The organism is Marinomonas sp. 63XJN7_7_ISO-PGPR-S23-202 (assembly GCF_056173505.1).
On sequence record NZ_CM149677.1, the window covers coordinates 3551044 to 3570478 of the forward strand.

Consider the following 19435-nt stretch of genomic DNA (forward strand, 5'->3'; position numbering starts at 1 on the left):
TCACTTAGTGACTGGCCGCTGTGGCACCCATTTCATTCACTTGACGAAACACATCGAAACGATCCATAGAAAATGGCGCAATTAACTCTGGCACTTTGCCGCCACTCGCCACGAGCTCGGCCATTGATTTCCCGCAAATAGGGGTTGATTTGAATCCCCATGTCCCCCACCCAGCGTCAAGGTAATAATTCTCAACAGGGCTTAAGCCCATGATTGGACTGTAATCTGAGGTCATGTCTGTAATCCCCGCCCATTGACGCATCAATTTCAAATTCGCCATAAACGGAAACATTTCCACCGCGCTTGCCATTAAGCTTTCTTTTAAATCAAGCGTCGAGCGTGTGTTATAAAGTGGATAAGGGTCAGATCCGCCGCCAAATACGATTTCACCTCGGCCTGTTTGCTGCACATAACAATGCAGTGCGGACGAACTCACCAATGGATCAAGGAAAGGTTTAACTGGCTGGGTCACCATGGCTTGCAGCGGATAAGTGGTGATCGGCATTTTAATGCCCGCCATGGCCGCAACAATGGAGCTATGACCCGCTACGGCTTGAACAATACAACCGCAAGTAACCGTCCCTCGGTTGGTTTTTACGCCTTTCGCCTTACCATTTTCGACAATAACATCCGTGACTTCCGTTAATTGATGAAGCTCAACGCCACGTTGCGTGGCCCCTTTGGCGTACCCCCAAGCCACAGCATCATGCCGTGCTGTAGCCCCATCGATATGCCACAAGCCAGCTAGAATAGGCATGTCAGCCGGGTTCATATTTAAGGTTGGCACCAGTTCTTTAATTTGCTGAGGGTCAATAAGCTCAGTATTACCACCAAAGTGGGTATTCACTTCTGTACGCTGTCGAAATGAGCGAACCGTCGAATCCGTGTGAGCTAAAGTTAATTGGCCGCGAGAGGAATACATGATGTTAAAGTCGAACTCATTTGACAGCCCTTTAAACATATCAACGGACTCTTTATAAAACTTAACCCCTTCGGAGGTTAGGTAATTAGAACGAATAACCGCCGTATTTCGCGCTGTATTGCCTCCTCCAAGATACCCTTTTTCTAAAATGGCAATGTTAGTTATGCCATGGTACTTGGCAAGATAGTAAGCCGTTGCGACACAGTGCCCACCCCCACCAATAATAACCACATCGTAATGCTGCTTGAGCTCAGTCGGTAATGGTAAGTCAGCATCATTTTCAAATGGATAGTCGTTTTGTAAACCGTATTTCAGTAATGAAAAAGGCATTTAGCAGCTCCTTAGAAAATCTAAATGGGTATTCGACTAAACACCTAGTTGAGTTGGTGTTGGGCAGCGGTTAACGTGTTCTGCATAAGGCAAGCAATGGTCATTGGACCGACGCCACCAGGAACAGGTGTTATTGCGGACACTTTTGAAAACACGTTGTGATAGTCGACATCCCCCACTAATTTTCTTTTACCATTGGATGAGATTTGATTGATACCAACATCGATGACAACGGCATTAGGCTTCAGCCAGTCTTCTTTAACCATCAGAGGTTGACCCACAGCCGCCACCACAATGTCTGCAGCACGGCAGATTTCTTCAATATGTTGCGTCCGAGAATGAACAATCGTCACGGTACAATGGGATTGCAGCAGCAAATTGGCAATCGGCTTCCCGACTATATTGGAACGACCAATCACCACAGCGTGCTTACCTGATAAATCATCAATATGTCGTTTCAGCATGATCATGCAACCCAATGGTGTACATGGCACAAGGACTTGCTGACCGGTTACTAGCTTGCCAACATTCTCAGGATGAAAACCATCAACGTCTTTTTCCGGTGAAATGGCTTCGATTACTCGGCTTTCAGACAAGTGTGCTGGTAAAGGAAGTTGCACCAAGATGCCATGGACAGAGTCATCTCGATTCAACTGATCAATTAGTTCATCCAACTGTTGTTGAGTCGTTTCTGCTGGCAAATAATGTGCGATGGATTGCAGCCCAGCCTGCTCTGTACGTTTGATTTTATTGCGCACATACACAGCGCTTGCCGGATCGTCGCCCACTAAAACAACGGCTAATCCAGGCGTTACCTTATGTTTTAGTTTAAAAGCAGAGACTTCTTGCGCCACGTGTTGGACGATTTCATCTGCAAGCGCTTTGCCATCAATCATAACTGTCATGGTGCTCTCCACTGGTCTATTTAAAGACAACCGTTTTATTACCGTACATAAACACACGATGCTCAAGATGCATCCTAACCGCCGTCGCCAATGCCACGGTTTCTGTATCGCGACCCACAGCAACTAACCGTTCGGGTGAATAAGTGTGATCTACAGGCTGGACGGACTGCGCTATGATTGGCCCTTCATCCAGATCCGATGTGACGTAATGTGCCGTCGCACCAATGAGCTTAACGCCCCGCTGATGAGCCTGATGATATGGCTTAGCCCCTTTAAACCCTGGCAAAAAGGAATGATGGATATTGATGGCTCGGCCATGTAGCTTTTTACAAAGCGCGTCCGATAAGATCTGCATATAGCGAGCTAGAACCACTAGATCCGTTTTGGTTTCCGTGATGATGTCCAGCAAAGCGGCTTCTTGTTCCGTTTTATTCTCTTTATTAACGGGTAAATGAACGAAACGAATGCCTTCTCGCTCCACCATCGGTCTTAGATCTTTATGATTTGACACCACGGCAGTGATGGTCATTGGCAATTCACCTTTGCGGTGACGGTAGAGCAGGTCATCCAGACAATGGTCAAATTTACTGACCATAAGCAGTGCTTTTACAGGCTGCTCTTTATCTAAAATTTCCCAGTCCATATTGAAGCGGGCAACCTGTTCGTCAAAGCCATTTCGAATTGACTCAATAGACTGAACATGGCCTTCTATTCGACACTCAGCGCGCATAAAAAAGCGACAACTCTCTTCGTCATCAAATTGATGCATTTCAGAGATATAGCAATCATGCTCGGCAAGATAAGAAGACACCGTCGCGACAATGCCACTGGTCGCATCACAAGAAGCCTTTAAAATAAAATCTTTAGACATATCAACAAAACCTCAAATATGAAAAATTTCTTTATATATGAATAAAAAGTCTTGATTTTTTCACTTCAAAAATCAGTTGTTTTCAAATATATTAAATCTAAATATTTTTGAAAGTAAAAAGCGTAAAAACTTTTAAAAAACCAAAAACTAATACTTATACAAAAAAATTAATCATATATGGAATAAAATATGACAAAAAACACTGACTACCACGTTCCCGCGTTATCGAGAGGGCTACAAATAATTGAGATGTTTGATAAAGAAAAAAGGGTATTAAACACGCAAGATTTTGCTGACAATTTGGGAGTGAGTGCCTCCTCCACCTATCGCATTGTTCAAACTTTATTGGATATGGGGTATCTGAAGAAAGTCACTAGAAATGCTTACGAGCTAGGCCCCCAAATAGTGTCTCGCGGCTTTGCCTTTTTAGCGGGCAAAGACTTAGTTGATATCGCCGCCCCTCATCTAAATGAGCTAAGAGACAGAACGTCTATCTCCTGTCATCTAGGCATACGCGACGGATTAGAAACGGTCTACATTTACCGATCTCAAGCCTCTCAACGCTTATCCGTTAACATCCCTCTCGGTTCACGCTTGCCTTGCCATACCAACGCTATGGGGAGAGTACTCTTACAGCAACTCAGTGATATTGAACTCAATGCCATGTATCAAACCCAACAATTAGACACCTACCCTGGCCCCTACCCTCAATCATTCCCTGAGTTAAAAGCACTTTTGAAAAAAGAATGGCAACAAGGCTACTCAAGTAATCGCTCTGACAACGCCACCGCCATTGCCGTACCAATCACGAATTATTTAGGCAAGATAGTCGCCGCCATTAATATATCGGGGGCAGACCAAGTCATGAATAATCAAGAACAATTTGAAGCCGCAAAAGAGGAGTTACTCAATACGGCAAAAGCCATTTCACAGTTAACCCCCTAAAAAAGGACATCGCTAACACATTCAAGATAAGATCTTAGACGCATTCTTTTCAGTCTATTTCTCGGTATGAAGCAATCACTTCATTTGAAAAAGGCGATGTCTGAGTTTGCTTAAAGACACAGATAACCAATATTTACCGCATTACAAAGGGATTGCCCATAGGTTCGCTTGAGGTGCTGATCCAAGTGGTGCGGACTCTTATGTAATCTTGAATCGCCTGAATGCCCGCTTCACGCCCATAACCGGATTGATTAACACCACCAAAAGGGGCTATAGGAGACACCGCTCGATAAGTATTAACCCAGCATATGCCAGACTGAATTTGCTGAGAAACACGCATAGCACGAGCTAAATTCTCAGTAAAGACACCGGATCCAAGACCAAACTCAGAGTCATTTGCTAATGCAATGGCCTCTTCTTCCGTGTCAAAGCATGCTATGGATAAAACCGGGCCAAACAGCTCAACATGCAAGGTTTCAATATCGTTCGTCGGGCACTCAACAATCGTTGGAGCAAAGTAATATGCAGACCCTAAGTCTGTTAAGCGTGTTCCTCCTGTTAGAATTTTGCCACCTTGCTTTTTGGCTTTTTCTAACACTCGCTCAATGCCATCAATTTGCGCTAATGTACATAAGGGCCCGATATGACTTGTCGCATCCAATGGATTCCCCACCACAATAGCCGCGGTTTTTTCTAACAATCGAGCTAAAATTTTGGGGTAAATAGCTCGCTGCACATAGACTCGCGACCCCGCAACACAGGACTGACCCGAAGCGCCAAAATTACCTGCGATAATGCCGTTAGCCGCACTTTCAATATTGGCATCATCAAAGACTAAAATCGGTGATTTCCCTCCCAACTCAAGTGAAGTCACGGCGAAGTTATTAGCAGTATTCCTGACCACATGTTTTGCCGTCTCTGGACCACCAGTAAAGGCGAGACGATCAATGTCTGGATGAGAGGTCAGTGGTATCGCGCAACCTTCAGCATCACCCGTAATAACAGAGACAACACCACTTGGAAATCCAGCTTTCTCGATCAATTTGGCAAACTCTAAAATGGCAATTGGCGCCATTTCAGAAGCCTTGATAACCACGGTACAACCCGCCGCTAAAGCGGGAGCAAGCTTGGTGGCGGTTAAAAACATTTGCGCATTCCAAGGCACAACGGCTGCCACGACACCAATCGGTTCAGGCTTGGTAAAGACATGCATATCAGGCTTATCGATAGGTAAGGTGTGACCTTCTATTTTGTCCGCTAAACCTGCGTAATAACGATAATAACTGGCTACGTACTTCGCCTGGCTTTTGGTTTCCGCCGCCAATTTACCGCTATCCGTCGTTTCTATTTCACCTAACACTTCCGAATGCTGCTCTAACAAATCGGCCAATTTATGCAGTAAAGCCCCCCGCTGTGTTGGATTTAATCCCCGCCACTCTTTCTTAGCAAGAGTTTGACGAGCGGCTTTAACGGCGCGATCAACATCTTCCGCTTCTGCCATAGCAAAGGTTGCCCAGGGTTCACCAGTCGCTGGATTGGTTGTTGTCATAGAGCGAGCCTTTGTACCATCGACCCAGTCACCATCAATGAGCAACTTATAATGCGGTAACTTGTTATTAGACATCATGGGGTAACTCCTTAATTAAAAGCGGGCATGACTTCATCAATAAAGCGACGTAGAGACGTTTCTTTCTCTTCACGACTCATACCGGAATCAGACCAATAGGCAAACTCATCATAACCAAGCGCTTCATAGTGCTTAAGGCGTTCAATGATCTGCTTTGATGTGCCTATCATAAGATCGTTTTTAATCGCTTCTTTTTTGTAGAACGGATGGTTATCAATTTCTTCTTGAGTAAGAGGTTGGATTAAACCTTGACTGATTGGGCGTTCATTCTTAAACCAGGCACCAAAATAACAATAAAATTCATGTAATTTACTCGCCGCTTTGTCTGCCTCTATGTCATCCTTTGCGACAAAAGCATGCTGCAAAATCATGATTTTAGTACGGCGATCAAACTTAGCGCAGGCTTCATTATACTTTTCAATGAGCCCTTCGACTTCTTCTAAACCTTGCCATAAAGGCGTAACTTGCACATTACAATCATGACTAATGGCAAACTCATGACTATTAATATCCCGTGCGGCAATCCAGATTGGCGGACCATCTTCTGTTAGAGGTTTAGGTGATGACGTCGTTTTAGGAAAATTATAATGTTTGCTTTCTTGAGTATGATCTCCCTTCCATAGACCTTTAATAGCGGGCACCATTTCTCGTAAGCACTCACCAGCACTCCAAGCATCCATTCCGCCAGGAACCATACGCTCATATTCAAAAGCATAAGCGCCACGGGCAATGCCCAACTCCAGACGACCCTTGGTGATGATGTCTGTCATCGCCGCTTCGCCAGCCAACTTTATGGGATGCCAGTATGGGGCAACAACCGTCCCCGTCCCCAAGCGTACATGCTGAGTTTGATGGGAGAGATCAATTAAATTCAAAAAGGGATTAGGCGCGATGGTAAAGTCCATACCATGATGCTCTCCTGTCCAAACCGTTGTCATACTCCCTTCGTCAGCCATTTTACAAAGTGACATAAACTCATCGTAAAGGTCTTTTTGACGTTGCTGTTCATCTACTCGTTCCATATGGGCAAAAAGTGAAAATTTCATCGCACATCTCCTTCCAATTCATTACCGACATATAAACGGAAAACACCATTACTCTTTTCATGAACAAATCGAGTGACCATAGACGTTATATCTGAAGAGGCAAACGCCACACCAGACAATTCATCTATTGCAACGTACTCATAGCCTTCGATTTCTTTCTCTGTCGCGCTCTCTGCACGATAAAACGCGACAAAGTTTCCAGCAGTAGACCTTTCATAAACAGAAAACACCTGCCCAACTTCCGCTTCTATACCTAAAGAAACAAGCATGTTCTTTAGAGTTTGCAGAGAAGAGATATCTGTCTGCATTTTTCCTTGTGGTAAGCTGAAACCTTTGTCAGTTTTTTTCAACAACAGCTTGCCATTACATTCTACTAAAGCACCAACTTGTGCGTATTGTTCGTAAGCGATTTCTTCCGCTTTATGCTCCATGCCTAAACTAAAATAACCACCTTTAGCGTAACCGAGTCCAAACTTTTCATTGCTTGAAAAGCACTCAACTTTCCCCATCAACAATAAATGATCGCCCGCCTCAACTTTTTGGAAAGAGGAGCACGAAAAATGTGCTACCGCCCCCGCAATAAGAGGCGTCCCAAACTCGTCCGCATGCCATTCCACCTCAGCAAAACGATCGCCTTTGGAGCCCGCGAATGTATTTGATGCATGCTGTTGGTCCTCTGCAAGAACACTAACGGCAAAATGATCACAAGATTCAAAAATGTCATAACTCGACAAACGCATCGCTGGGCAAACCAGTAATAAAGGTGGATCCATTGATACCGATGTAAACGAGTTCGCCGTAAAGCCAACTTTTTCTCCTGTTTTACTCACTGCGGTAACAATGGTGACGCCAGTCATAAAGGAGCCAAACGCATTGCGTAGTTCGCGTACATCAAAATCACTCATAAGACATCTCCTCTGATTGACTAAAGCAGCGAGAGGCAAAATCAATCATGATAGGGTTTATTTCATTTGAATGGGTCAATGGCGCCATATGTTTAGCATTTTCAATGATATATGACTGACCTTGTGGGCAGATGGTTGCCATACTCTCAGACATCGAAGGCTGAGAGTTGGGATCATTACGACTCGTAATGAATATGGCAGGCACTCCAAGGGCCTTGAGGTCACTTTCGGCTGGGCCATCATTTAAACAAAAAACTTCATAGGCTTGTCGATAACCATCTAACGGTGCTTGGCTTAACCACTGACAACACAAATCCGCGTAAAGAGCATCATCACCTTGTACTGGATAATCAAACCAACGTGTTACTGGGGCAGTCACATTTTGGGGATTAATGTCATTTTTAATTTGTTGAACTCTTGCCAAAACAGCTTTTTTGGCCTCTACAGATCGGCGATAAACAGAGTTAAGCGCTATCACTCCAGAACAAAGCTCTGAATACCGAATGGCAAAGTTAAGCGCGATCATCGAGCCCATCGAATGACCAGCCATCACAACAGATGACTTCAACTCTGTTTTTATCCAGCGAGCAATCACATCTGTGTATTTGGAAATATCAGTACATTCTTTCATCAGACGACTCTCGCCATGACCAGGCATATCAACAGCATAGACGGTATAGTTTTTAGACAAGGCTTCGAATTGGTTACCCCACGCTTCTAATCTAAGCCCTACCCCATGAACTAGTACAAGAGAAGGCCCTTGCCCTAGTTTCACATAGGAAAGCCCCGTCGAAGATTTAAACCGCTGCAGGGTTGTCAATATCATGCCCTAGCTCCTTCAATTCCTGATAACGATCGCCAATACGGTGATGTGGTCGACCGCCTGTTGCGCCACCTAATACCACCACGACTTCATCAGCGTTTGGCGCATCATTAATATTGAATTGCAGTGTCAAATAGTGGGAGCGTTTGCCGCCATCGTTCTTGTCCATCATGGGAACACAGATAGAAGCATTGGCAGTGCCGCGAGTATTGGTGAAAGATAGGAAGGATTTCGCGTCTACGGCTTCTCTATAGAAATTGCCAAAATGTAAGGTATGAATCAGAGCTGAGGCATGCTCTATCTCTCCGTTCAAGCCAACAAGCGCGGCTTTACCGAAGGCTTCTATCTTGTCAGCGCCGCCTGCTAACGCGCAGATTCTATCGGTTAATAGCTTTCCGAGCTGCGGCCCGTATTCCAACACAATAGGCTTTAAATCTTCAACATACCTTCCTGCCCATGGGTTTTTCACAACAGCGGCAACAGCAAACATCCGTAGAGGCTTATCCGTTTCTTTATAGCCTTCGATCAATGTTTCTTCTTCAAAACTAACGATTTTGCGAATCTCTATAGTCATGTTGGCACCTAATATGGAAAATTATTTGTAATATGGTATACCATATTACATAATATTAAACATACAATCTTACAAGGTGCAACAATAAATATGCTATGATCTCAAAGTAATTGATCGATACTTTATTAGAGGAAAACCGGATGCAAAAAGTTGAGCGCCCTAAAACACTAAAAGAAAGTGCTCTTGAATCCTTAAGAAATGCCATAACAAGCAACCTATTAAAACCAGGGGACAGGCTAGTAGAAAGAACCCTGTGCGAAAGCATGGGAGTGAGCCGAACGGTTGTTAGAGAATGCATTCGACACTTAGAAAGCGAAAGACTTGTTGTAGGGATACCAAATTCTGGTTTTATTGTCGCTTCCATCAGTGATGCAGAAGTCAAAGAAATTTACGATATTCGCACCTTGCTTGAATGCTCTGCGGTAAGAGAATGCAGTCAAAAAGCGACACCAGAAGTCATTCAACAACTCTATGAACTACATGATGAAATAGCCACTCACCTGCTTAATGATGATGTCAGTACAGCCTTGAAAATAACAAAAGACTACTATGAGATCATTTTTAAAACGGCCGAAAAACACGTCTCTTGGGATCTAGTTGAGCAGCTCAACTCTCGTATTTCTCGGTTAAGAGCCCTAACCTTGAGCTCAACAGGACGAAAAACATCTGGACCAAAAGATTTATACGGCATCATCAAGGCAATGGAAGAGAAAGATTCTGAGAAAGCGGTAGAAATTTGTGCTCGCCATTTAAAAGAAGCCTATGAAATCGCCATGCAAACTGACTAAGGACTCAAGCAATGAATAAAGAATTATTTGAATTAGGAATCAGCAAACGTAAAGAAACCCTAGGCGCTGAATACGTTGAGAAGAACTTAGCGAAAGCCGATGAGTTTAATCGCCCTTTTCAAGAGGCGATGACGGAATGGTGCTGGGGATTTGGATGGGGAGATGAGACCATAAACGCCAAAACCCGCTCGATGATGAACCTTACTATGATTGCCGCGTTAGGGAAAATGGAAGAATGGGAATTACACCTTAAAGGTGCTCTAAACAATGGTGTAACCGTAGAAGAAGTACGCGCGGTTATTCATGCCATTGCCATCTATTGTGGCGTTCCACAAGGCGTGGAATGCTTTCGAATAGCACGTGTTGTTTTAACCGATAAGGGCTTACTAAAGTCCTAAACCAACCATGAGGAGCTGTTACTATGAAAGGCTACTGGGTCGCATTTGTTAACGTTAATGATAAAGTGGCGTATCAAGATTATTTGGATCTTGCTCCTGCGGCACTCAAAAAATATGGAGCGAAACTCCTTTCTAGAGGCGAAGGCGTGACCGCTATCGAGGGGTTTGAATCGCCACCAGATAGAGCCGTCGTATTTGAGTTTGATAGCTACGAGAGTGCCTTAAACTGCTATCACTCAGAGGAATATCAAGCAGCCAGAAAGCACAGAGTTAACTGTGCCCAGGCCAATATTTTAATTATGCATGGTCTAAGTTAATCCCATTCTGTATGTAACAGGACGTTTCTATACGTCCTCACATCAACAAAAGAAAACTTTCCACCGCCACCAAAAAACACTTCCCAGCGATCAATTACCGCTGAACACAAGCAAAAATCCCCCTCTGGATCTACCCGTTAATGACGGCAGCAGCATGGCTAACGAAATTTCTCAACCTTCCTCCATTCGCTCACGCCAATGCATTTGTTACTTCTGTCAAAAAAAACTGCACTCATAAAAAAACGTAAACATATGCTTGCATATAATATGGTATACCATATTATGGACTTCTAAGGTTGTTTTTTGCTCAACTCTCACTATGGAGGCAAAAAAGGCCTTAGCAGCAAACACTCACGTACATAAAAAAGCAAAAGGAACAGACGATGAGAAAACTACTAAAAGGCGCACTTATCGCCTCCATCTGCAGTGTCGGCGCTATGCAATGCTATGCTCAAGACAGCATAACTTTTGTAAGTTGGGGGGGATCCACTCAAGATGCTCAAAAGCAGGCATGGGCAATACCTTTCAGCAACAAAACCGGGATTAAAGTGATTCAGGATGGCCCTACGAATTACGGTAAACTAAAAGCCATGGTTGAAAGTGGCAATGTACAATGGGACGTAGTCGATGTTGAAGCCGACTTTGCTTATCGTGCAGCAGCGGAAGGACTTCTTGAACCTCTTAATTTCTCGGTGATCAATAAATCCGAAATCGATCCTCGCTTTGTCTCTAAATACGGCATAGGCTCTTTCTACTTTTCTTTTGTGTTAGCGTACAACAAAAACAAAATTCATGGTGCCCAACCCAAAAGTTGGAATGCACTGTTTGATACGAAAGACTATCCCGGAAAACGCGCCCTTTATAAGTGGCCAAGTCCAGGGGTCTTAGAGCTTGCTTTACTGGCTGATGGTGTCAAACCTAAAAACCTTTACCCTCTTGATCTAGATCGAGCATTTAAAAAACTCGACACAATAAAAAAAGACATTGTGTGGTGGGGCAGTGGTGCCCAATCTCAACAACTTCTTGCCTCAGGTGAAGTGTCACTTGGTCAGTTCTGGAATGGACGTGTATTTGCCCTCCAATCAGATGGTATGCCAGTTGGAATCAGTTGGAAGCAAAATTTAGTCATGGCTGATTTTCTTGTTATTCCAAAAGGCGCTAAGAACAAAAAAGCTGCGATGAAGTTTCTTGCCTACTCCTCTAGCCCTCAAGGACAAGCAGACTTTGCCTCATTGACAGCCTACGCCCCGATCAATAAAGACAGCCCAGCATTGATGGAAAAAGGCCTAACAACCTATCTGCCTACCCATTACTCGAAAGAGCAAGTCTCACTCAATTACAAGTATTGGGCGAAACATGGAGAAGAAATTGCAAAACGCTGGAATGCTTGGTTACTAAAATAATATCTTCGGATATTTCATTTTTACCATTGGTCTGGATGGTGTATTCACACCATCCAGACAAAATTGAGGTGCCCCAACCATGTTTATGGCTTTTTCAATAAAAAAATGGCGTGTTGGTATGCTTTTACTGCCTATATTAGTTTTTTTGTGCAGTTTTTTTATTATTCCACTGGTCGGTTTATTACTTCATAGTATTACGGACCCAAAATTTGGCATGCAAAACTTTGATCAGCTCTTAGCAACCACAACTTATGCTAAAGTTTTATACAATACCTTTCTCGTCTCGATCCTTGTAACAAGTATTTCTCTTTTATTAGGCTTCCCTTTAGCTTGGTGCATTACCTTAGTACCAAAAGGGTGGGGAAGAATTTTATTAAATATAATATTGCTATCCATGTGGACAAGTTTATTAGCTCGAACCTACTCTTGGCTCGTGTTACTTCAATCCTCAGGAATTATTAATAAGATACTCATGGCATTAGGGATTATCGATCAGCCAATTGAAATGGTACATAACATGACAGGGGTCATCATTGGTATGAGTTATATCATGATTCCATTTATTGTCTTACCGTTACAAGCCTGTATGTCTGCTATTGATCCTATGGTATTACAGGCGGCATCTATTTGCGGTGCATCCGCAAAAACCATTTTCTTCCGGGTGTTTTTACCCCTGTGCAAACCAGGACTATTCTCAGGTGGATTGATGGTATTTGTCATGTCGTTAGGTTATTACATCACACCAGCACTCCTAGGCGGTGTGAATGATATGATGCTACCCGAGTTCATTATCGAGCAAGTACAAAACTTCTTGAATTGGGGAATGGCAAGTGCATCAGCGGTTGTGTTAGTCATTATTACTATGGCGATGTTTTATGTCTACTTAAAAGTACAAACCGACTCCCCCGTTTCTTCCAATACAGGCGCTTAATTATGTTACTTTCTCATAACTCTTTGGGTTGGAAATTAAAATATTCGCTTTATGTTACCAGTGGTGCAATTGCAGCCTTCTTGGTACTGCCCATAATTTTTATCGTTTTTTTATCGTTTGGGTCATCTCAATGGCTAATATTTCCACCACCAGCTTGGACTTTAAAGTGGTATATTCAGTTTTTTAATAACTCAGAATGGATAGACGCAGCCATCACCAGTCTTGAAGTGGCTTGTCTGACCTCTATCATTGCCACTTTGATTGCTATGCCTGCGTCGTTTGCTTTGGTTAGAGGACGGTTTAAGGGAAGAGATTATTTATATAGTTTTTTCACTCTACCAATGATGATTCCAGTCGTCATTATTGCCGTTGCATTGTATAGCGTATTTTTAACGTTAGGATTGACTGGAACCATGTTCGCCTTTGTGGTCAGCCACATTATCGTAGCGCTTCCTTTTGCCATCATTTCCATTATTAACTCATTAAGGTTATTCGATAAATCCATTGAAGACGCTGCAGTAATATGCGGAGCAAGCCGTTTACAAGCGATATTTAAAGTGACTTTCCCTTTAATTAAACCTGGGATTGTATCAGGCGCATTGTTTGCCTTTTTGGCATCCTGGGATGAAGTCGTTATCAGTGTCATGATGGCCAGCCCCGACCTACAAACACTTCCCGTCAAGATGTGGTCAACCCTTCGACAGGACCTGACCCCGGTGATAGCCGTCGCATCGACCGCGCTTATTATACTTTCGTTGTTCATTATGATTATTGCCAGCTTTGTTCGTAAACAAAGTAATCGACACTAGGAGACATATTATGCGCTTACAGACAAACACGATGACTCAATCCCCTTTAGTTTGTTTACGAGAATTGAATAAAGAATACGGTAACTTTACGGCGGTAGATCACATCAATCTAGACATTAGAAAAGGCGAGTTTTTAACCTTTTTAGGTTCCAGTGGCTCGGGTAAAAGTACAACTCTGTCCATGATTGCCGGTTTTGAAACACCGACATCAGGCGAAATATTATTGAATGACACGTCTCTTATTAATATTCCCTCCCATAAGCGAGGTATTGGCATGGTCTTTCAACACTACTCTTTATTCCCGCATATGAGCGTGAGAGACAACATTGGCTTTCCTCTTGATATTCGTAAGGTCGAAAAAGGAAAGCGCGATAAAAAAGTAGACGAAATATTAAATTTAGTGCAACTGGGAGCATTTGCAGATCGCCGCCCATCAATGTTATCTGGAGGACAAAAACAACGTGTTGCCATTGCTAGAGCCTTGGTTTACGAGCCTGAAATACTATTAATGGATGAACCCTTAGGAGCATTGGATAAAAAACTAAGAGAGGATTTGCAGGACGAGCTTCGCTTATTACATAAAAGGCTTGGCATAACCATAGTATATGTCACCCATGACCAAGATGAAGCAATGCGTTTGTCTGAGCGAATAGCCATTTTCAAAGAAGGTGGAATCGTTGGCTTAGGAACGGGGAAAGATTTATATCGCAAACCACCCAATGCTTTCGTTGCTTCGTTTTTAGGAAATTCAAATTTCTTAAAAGTAAATGTGACAGGACCAACTTCTGCACAACTCGATAAACATCACATTATATTGGACGATTTACATGAGATGCCAATAAACCAGCAAGCATTATTAATGATACGACCAGAAAACCTACAAGTGCTCACTCATCAACAAGCTGAAAACGAGATATTATTAGACGGGTTTAATCAAATATCAGGCACTGTCAATGAATCAGTTTTTCTTGGTGAAAGTCTAACTTGTAGCATCACAACGCCATCTGGTCATCAGCTAATCAGTAAAAATATCGCAACGGAACAGCCAGATTTAGAACCGGGATCGACAGTTTTCATTCGATGGAATAGCAAGCATAGTTCTCTGTACTCAAAATGGGAGCAAGGTGATATTAATAAGAATGCCCCCCAATAATCCTCAAAAGGATAAATAGCTACCTTAGGGGAATGGGATATCCATTCCCCTTTTTATACTAAACGTCTTTCAATCAATACATTACTGATGCTTTATAAAGGCTGGGGAATTAAAAGGAATTTGAGGGGAATAGATAATAAAAGGCCCCTTTCGGAGCCTTTAGGTCACGCTATCGGGGGGCGCGACATGCAGTAGTGTAAAACACTACTTATTGGCTTCTACACCAAACTCTGGGTAAGCATGCATACCACACTCATGCATATCCATTCCCTCTAATTCTTCCTCTTCGCTAGCACGAAGTCCCATAATTTTCTTAATAACCCACAAAGAAATAATGGTCATCACAAACATCCAAATAAAGGTACAAATCGTGCCAGTAAATTGACCAAAAAAGGTCGCCTCCTCATTCGATATCAAAACAGCAAAGATGCCCCAAATACCAGCTGAACCATGAACAGAAATCGCCCCCACTGGATCATCAATTTTCAATTTATCCATTGCTAAAACAGACAGCACAACAACAATACCGCCAACGGCACCAATCAGTGACGACGTAGCCGCTGAAGGTGCAAGAGGTTCAGCGGTAATAGCCACTAGACCCGCTAACGCACCATTAATTGTCATGGTTAAATCCGTCTTACCAAATAAGAAGCGCGCAAAAAGAGCCGCTACTATCATTCCTGTTGCCGCTGCCGCATTGGTATTAACAAAAATTTTGGCCACCGCGTTAGCCTCTTCAACATTGGATATTTTGAGTTCCGAGCCACCATTGAAACCAAACCATCCCATCCAAAGAATAAACATACCTAATGTTGCAAGTGGCAAGTTCGCACCTGGAATAGCACGAATTTCTCCGTTCTTCCCATAACGACCTTTACGCGGGCCGACCATAATCACAGCAGCCAGTGCGGCAGAGGCACCCGCCATATGTACAACAACCGATCCAGCAAAATCCTGAAAGCCCAATTGATCTAAAAAGCCACCGCCCCATTTCCAATACCCTTCTACAGGATAAATAACGGCAACCATTACCACAGCAAAAACCAGAAAAGGCCATAAGCGCATCCTTTCTGCTACAGCTCCAGAAACAATTGACATGGTTGCAGCGGCAAAAACAGCTTGAAAAATAAAGTCAGCCATAGACGAATAATACGGAGCGCCATCACCTCCCCCTATGACAGCATCAACAGTATTATCGCTCCCCAAGAAAAAGTTAATGCCAGGAATGTAGGCACTAATAGGATCCGCTGGATACATGATGTTGTAACCAACACATAGATAAACAAAGCACGCAATACCGTAAAGCAGTGCGTTTTTATTTAATATCTCTACTGTATTTTTACCACGAACAAGCCCAGCTTCTAACATTGCAAAACCAGCGGCCATCCACATGACTAGTGCAGCACACATCAGAAAATAAAATGTATCCAATGCATAACTAACTTCCATTACCATATTGCCCATAGATATAAGCTCCAAGTTGAGAAACACAAAATTCACTAAAGAGAAAATAAATTTCCTAACAAGACAATATCAAATTCTAGGCCAACATTATTTAAGACATTGAAAAATAAGAAATAATTTATTAATGTTTGATATACGGAATGAAAATTTATATAAGCAAAAGAACAACATCAGTCAGGCACTAGAAAGCATCACAAAAATAAATTTTGCACAAAAAAAAGCCACGTCAGAAACGTGGCCAAAACTGGGGACATTCAATTAATTTAGAATTTTTGACCAGGAATCCAGTTTGTTCCCGCCAAAGGAACACGTGCCATGGCTGCCGATTCAACGGTCAAAGCCACCAGGTCTTCTGGCTCCAAATTACGTAAATCATTCTTGCCGCAAGCACGCGCCAATGTCTGAGCCTCAAGCGTCAATACACGAAGGTAATTCGCTAAACGACGACCCGCATCCACAGGGTCTAGACGTTTCATGAGTTCAGGATCCTGAGTGGAGATACCCGCTGGATCTTTACCTTCTTGGTAGTCATCATAAAAACCCGCAGCAGAACCAATCGCTTTATACTCTTCATCCCATTTAGGATCATTACACCCTAAAGCCACCAACGCCGCCGTACCAATGGCTACCGCATCGGCACCCAGCGCCATACACTTAGCCACATCGGCACCATTTCGGATACCACCAGAAACAATAAGCTGCACTTTACGATGCATGCCCATTTCTTGTAACGCTTGAACCGCTTGAGGAATGGCCGCCATGGTTGGAATACCAACATGTTCGATAAAAACGTCTTGCGTAGCAGCAGTCCCCCCTTGCATGCCATCCACAACAATCACGTCCGCACCCGCCTTAACCGCTAATTTCACATCATAATAAGTGCGTGTAGCCCCCACTTTAATGTAAATAGGGACTTCCCAGTCGGTAATTTCTCGTAATTCTTGGATCTTAATAGCAAGGTCATCAGGACCAGTCCAATCGGGATGACGGCAAGCCGAGCGCTGATCAATCCCCTTGGGGAGGTTGCGCATGCTTGCCACCCGATCAGTAATTTTTTGTCCAAGTAGCATACCGCCACCACCCGGTTTAGCGCCTTGTCCTAAAACCACTTCAATCGCATCCGCTTTGCGTAGATCGTCTGGGTTCATGCCATAACGAGAAGGCAGATACTGATAAACCAATTTACTGGATTGACCACGCTCTTCCGGTGTCATACCGCCATCGCCCGTGGTTGTCGATGTACCAACTATCGAAGCCCCTCGTCCTAATGCCTCTTTTGCATTCGCCGATAAAGCACCAAAGCTCATCCCCGCGATGGTCACGGGTATATCTAACGTAATGGGTTTCTTTGCAAAGCGATCACCCAAAATAACCGAGGTGTTACAGGTCTCACGATACCCCTCTAAAGGGTAGCGAGACATACTCGCTCCCAAAAACAAAAGATCATCAAAATGAGGCACCTTACGTTTTGCCCCAAAACCACGAATATCGTAAATGCCTGTATTGGCCGCACGGCGAATTTCAGCCATTGTGGCGCGATCAAAGGTGGCGGACTCTTTTAAGCTAGGGTTGTTATTTGTGTCATTGCTCATAATAAAAATCTCTCAAAAATTAGTAAGCCGATGCATTGTCAACTTTGAAGGTGTAAAGCTGACGAGCCGATCCATAACGTTTGAAATCAAGCGGATTTTCATCAACGCCCGCTTTCTCCAATAAGCCTTTCAACTCCGCAATATGTTCGCTACGCATTTCTTTTTCGATGCAGTCTGCCCCAAGAGACTTCACTGTCCCTTTCACATAAATATGGACTTCATACAAGGAATCACCGAGCGCTTCACCGGCATCGCCACACACCACAAGTGATCCAGACTGCCCCATAAAGCAGCTCATATGACCAATATTGCCTTTCACCACAATATCGACACCTTTCATCGAAATACCACAACGAGCCCCCGCATTACCTTCAATAACCAACAGTCCACCGTGGGCCGTTGCCCCAGCGGCTTGAGATGCATCGCCCTTGATACGCACAACACCGGACATCATATTCTCGGCAACACCTTGGCCAGCATTGCCATGAACCGTAATGTTGGCCGTTTTATTCATACCCGCGCAGAAGTAACCTGCATGCCCGTGAACATCGACCGAGATATCCGCATCCAACCCAACCGCAATGTTGTGATTGCCTTTAGGGTTTGTCACTATCCATTCTTTTTCCGTTAAATTATCTTTGCACTCATGTAAGGCTTTATTTAAATCTCGTACAGATTGAGCCGCTAAATCAACAGTCATCATTTCCCAATTCTCCCAAAACTATTTACGTTCCCAAATGTAGAAAGTCGCAGGCTCCGGTTCCCAAACTTTCGCGTTTTCGATACCTGGTAAAGTAACCAAAGCTTGATACTCTGATGCCATTGCAACGTAATCATCGGTTTCAGCAAGTACTGCTGGCTTACAAGCAATAGGATCACGCATAACAGCAAAACCGTCTTTAGTGCCAATCGTAAACGTAAAAAAGCCATCAAGATCTTTCAGCGCATTTTCCAAGGCTTCTTTCAGTGTATCGCCTTGCTTAAGACGCCACGTCAAATAACCAGCTGCCACTTCGGAATCGTTTTCCGTTTCAAACGTAATGCCTTCTCGTTTGAGTTTATCGCGCAGTCGATTGTGGTTTGATAACGAACCATTATGGACAAGACATAAATCAGAACCTGTCGAAAAAGGATGGCTACCTTCCATGGTGACTGCAGACTCTGTTGCCATACGCGTATGACCAATGATATGACTGCCCTGCATTCCACTTAGGTTAAATTTCGACGCGATGTTTTCAGGCAACCCAACTTCTTTTAGAATTTCGATAGAGGAGCCCGCGCTCAAAATCAATACATCGGGATACAGTTCATTCAAGGTGCTACGGGCAGACCTTTCATCCGAGTTAATTTTTAACACAGCGACATTCGCGTTTTGCATCCATTTGACTTCGCAACCTAATGACACTGATAGCTTGTCACTCAGCGTTTCCCAGCTAAAGGCCTCATCAGGGTGTCTTAATGTTAACTTGACCCAATTCTCGCCAACCTCATCACCATAAATGGCAAAACCCGCACTATCTGGACCACGATCTGTCATTGAAATCAGCATTGGCTCAAATAACTCACCCAATTTTTTTTCAAATTTATCGTTTTTTAAATAAAGCCCAACAATTCCACACATAGTAGAAACCT

General features: G+C 43.5%; 20 protein-coding genes. 8 read left to right on the plus strand and 12 right to left on the minus strand.

Translation table 11 applies throughout. The features are described 5' to 3' along the window. Positions 1–4: 4 nt before the first annotated feature. The 3 genes from AC0VYG_RS16430 to purU are packed head-to-tail and all read right to left on the minus strand — an operon-like array spanning position 5 to position 3028. Complete coding sequence (locus AC0VYG_RS16430; protein ID WP_475429023.1) at positions 5–1252, minus strand: FAD-dependent oxidoreductase; 1248 nt, start codon at positions 1250–1252, stop codon at positions 5–7. A gap of 44 nt (positions 1253–1296) precedes the next feature. Beyond that, the gene (folD, locus tag AC0VYG_RS16435) at positions 1297–2157 is read right to left on the minus strand and encodes a bifunctional methylenetetrahydrofolate dehydrogenase/methenyltetrahydrofolate cyclohydrolase FolD (RefSeq protein WP_475429024.1); all 861 of its coding nucleotides are present in this window, start codon (positions 2155–2157) and stop codon (positions 1297–1299) included. A 16-nt stretch (positions 2158–2173) separates the two neighbouring features. Further along, the gene (gene purU, locus AC0VYG_RS16440) at positions 2174–3028 is read right to left on the minus strand and encodes a formyltetrahydrofolate deformylase (RefSeq protein WP_475429025.1); all 855 of its coding nucleotides are present in this window, start codon (positions 3026–3028) and stop codon (positions 2174–2176) included. Positions 3029–3217: 189 nt separating this feature from the next. On the opposite strand from purU, the gene AC0VYG_RS16445 reads away from it, so the two are divergent. Beyond that, a complete protein-coding gene (locus AC0VYG_RS16445) occupies positions 3218–3973 on the plus strand; it encodes an IclR family transcriptional regulator (RefSeq protein WP_199477029.1) in 756 nt (251 codons plus the stop codon). 133 nt (positions 3974–4106) lie between these two features. Here the strand turns inward: AC0VYG_RS16445 and AC0VYG_RS16450 are convergent, their stop codons facing one another. Genes AC0VYG_RS16450 through AC0VYG_RS16470 form a run of 5 tightly spaced genes read right to left on the minus strand, consistent with a single transcriptional unit; the run spans position 4107 to position 8948 of the window. Then, positions 4107–5600, minus strand: coding sequence for an aldehyde dehydrogenase (locus tag AC0VYG_RS16450; protein WP_475429026.1), 1494 nt, complete (start codon positions 5598–5600; stop codon positions 4107–4109). A gap of 11 nt (positions 5601–5611) precedes the next feature. Beyond that, positions 5612–6646 (minus strand): LLM class flavin-dependent oxidoreductase, encoded by a 1035-nt coding sequence (locus AC0VYG_RS16455; RefSeq protein WP_475429027.1) that lies wholly within the window; start codon positions 6644–6646, stop codon positions 5612–5614. Next, positions 6643–7551: a flavin reductase family protein gene (locus AC0VYG_RS16460; RefSeq protein WP_475429028.1), complete on the minus strand. Its 909-nt coding sequence runs from the start codon at positions 7549–7551 to the stop codon at positions 6643–6645. The genes AC0VYG_RS16455 and AC0VYG_RS16460 overlap by 4 nt, the downstream gene beginning before the upstream one ends. Further along, positions 7544–8377, minus strand: coding sequence for an alpha/beta fold hydrolase (locus AC0VYG_RS16465; protein WP_199477032.1), 834 nt, complete (start codon positions 8375–8377; stop codon positions 7544–7546). Before AC0VYG_RS16465 ends, AC0VYG_RS16460 begins: the two co-directional genes overlap by 8 nt. Continuing rightward, positions 8349–8948: an amino acid synthesis family protein gene (locus AC0VYG_RS16470; protein ID WP_475429029.1), complete on the minus strand. Its 600-nt coding sequence runs from the start codon at positions 8946–8948 to the stop codon at positions 8349–8351. The genes AC0VYG_RS16465 and AC0VYG_RS16470 overlap by 29 nt, the downstream gene beginning before the upstream one ends. A 140-nt stretch (positions 8949–9088) precedes the next feature. Between AC0VYG_RS16470 and AC0VYG_RS16475 the strand changes: the two genes are divergently transcribed. From AC0VYG_RS16475 to AC0VYG_RS16505, 7 genes are all read left to right on the plus strand, one after another. Further along, positions 9089–9736 (plus strand): GntR family transcriptional regulator, encoded by a 648-nt coding sequence (locus tag AC0VYG_RS16475; protein WP_199477034.1) that lies wholly within the window; start codon positions 9089–9091, stop codon positions 9734–9736. Positions 9737–9747: 11 nt separating this feature from the next. Then, entirely contained in the window at positions 9748–10134 is a 387-nt protein-coding gene (locus AC0VYG_RS16480; RefSeq protein WP_199477035.1) for a carboxymuconolactone decarboxylase family protein, read from the plus strand. Between the two features lie 23 nt (positions 10135–10157). Further along, positions 10158–10451 carry a DUF1330 domain-containing protein gene (locus AC0VYG_RS16485; RefSeq protein ID WP_199477036.1) on the plus strand — a complete coding sequence of 98 codons (294 nt, stop codon included), beginning with the start codon at positions 10158–10160 and terminating at the stop codon, positions 10449–10451. Between the two features lie 383 nt (positions 10452–10834). Beyond that, positions 10835–11854 carry an ABC transporter substrate-binding protein gene (locus AC0VYG_RS16490; protein ID WP_475429030.1) on the plus strand — a complete coding sequence of 340 codons (1020 nt, stop codon included), beginning with the start codon at positions 10835–10837 and terminating at the stop codon, positions 11852–11854. 79 nt (positions 11855–11933) lie between these two features. Next, positions 11934–12785, plus strand: a complete 852-nt coding sequence (locus AC0VYG_RS16495; protein ID WP_475449865.1) for an ABC transporter permease — start codon at positions 11934–11936, stop codon at positions 12783–12785. 2 nt (positions 12786–12787) lie between these two features. Further along, a complete protein-coding gene (locus AC0VYG_RS16500) occupies positions 12788–13594 on the plus strand; it encodes an ABC transporter permease (RefSeq protein ID WP_475429032.1) in 807 nt (268 codons plus the stop codon). A 10-nt stretch (positions 13595–13604) separates the two neighbouring features. After that, positions 13605–14747 carry an ABC transporter ATP-binding protein gene (locus tag AC0VYG_RS16505; protein ID WP_475429033.1) on the plus strand — a complete coding sequence of 381 codons (1143 nt, stop codon included), beginning with the start codon at positions 13605–13607 and terminating at the stop codon, positions 14745–14747. A 204-nt stretch (positions 14748–14951) separates the two neighbouring features. Here AC0VYG_RS16505 and AC0VYG_RS16510 read toward each other — a convergent pair whose 3' ends face one another. The 4 genes from AC0VYG_RS16510 to AC0VYG_RS16525 form a co-directional block, all read right to left on the minus strand. Next, positions 14952–16211 carry an ammonium transporter gene (locus tag AC0VYG_RS16510; protein ID WP_475429034.1) on the minus strand — a complete coding sequence of 420 codons (1260 nt, stop codon included), beginning with the start codon at positions 16209–16211 and terminating at the stop codon, positions 14952–14954. Between the two features lie 263 nt (positions 16212–16474). Continuing rightward, entirely contained in the window at positions 16475–17803 is a 1329-nt protein-coding gene (locus tag AC0VYG_RS16515; RefSeq protein WP_475429035.1) for an FMN-binding glutamate synthase family protein, read from the minus strand. A gap of 19 nt (positions 17804–17822) precedes the next feature. Continuing rightward, a complete protein-coding gene (locus AC0VYG_RS16520; protein ID WP_475429036.1) occupies positions 17823–18506 on the minus strand; it encodes a GltB/FmdC/FwdC-like GXGXG domain-containing protein in 684 nt (227 codons plus the stop codon). 18 nt (positions 18507–18524) lie between these two features. Continuing rightward, positions 18525–19424, minus strand: a complete 900-nt coding sequence (locus tag AC0VYG_RS16525) for a class II glutamine amidotransferase (RefSeq protein ID WP_475429037.1) — start codon at positions 19422–19424, stop codon at positions 18525–18527. Between the last annotated feature and the right edge of the window lie 11 nt (positions 19425–19435).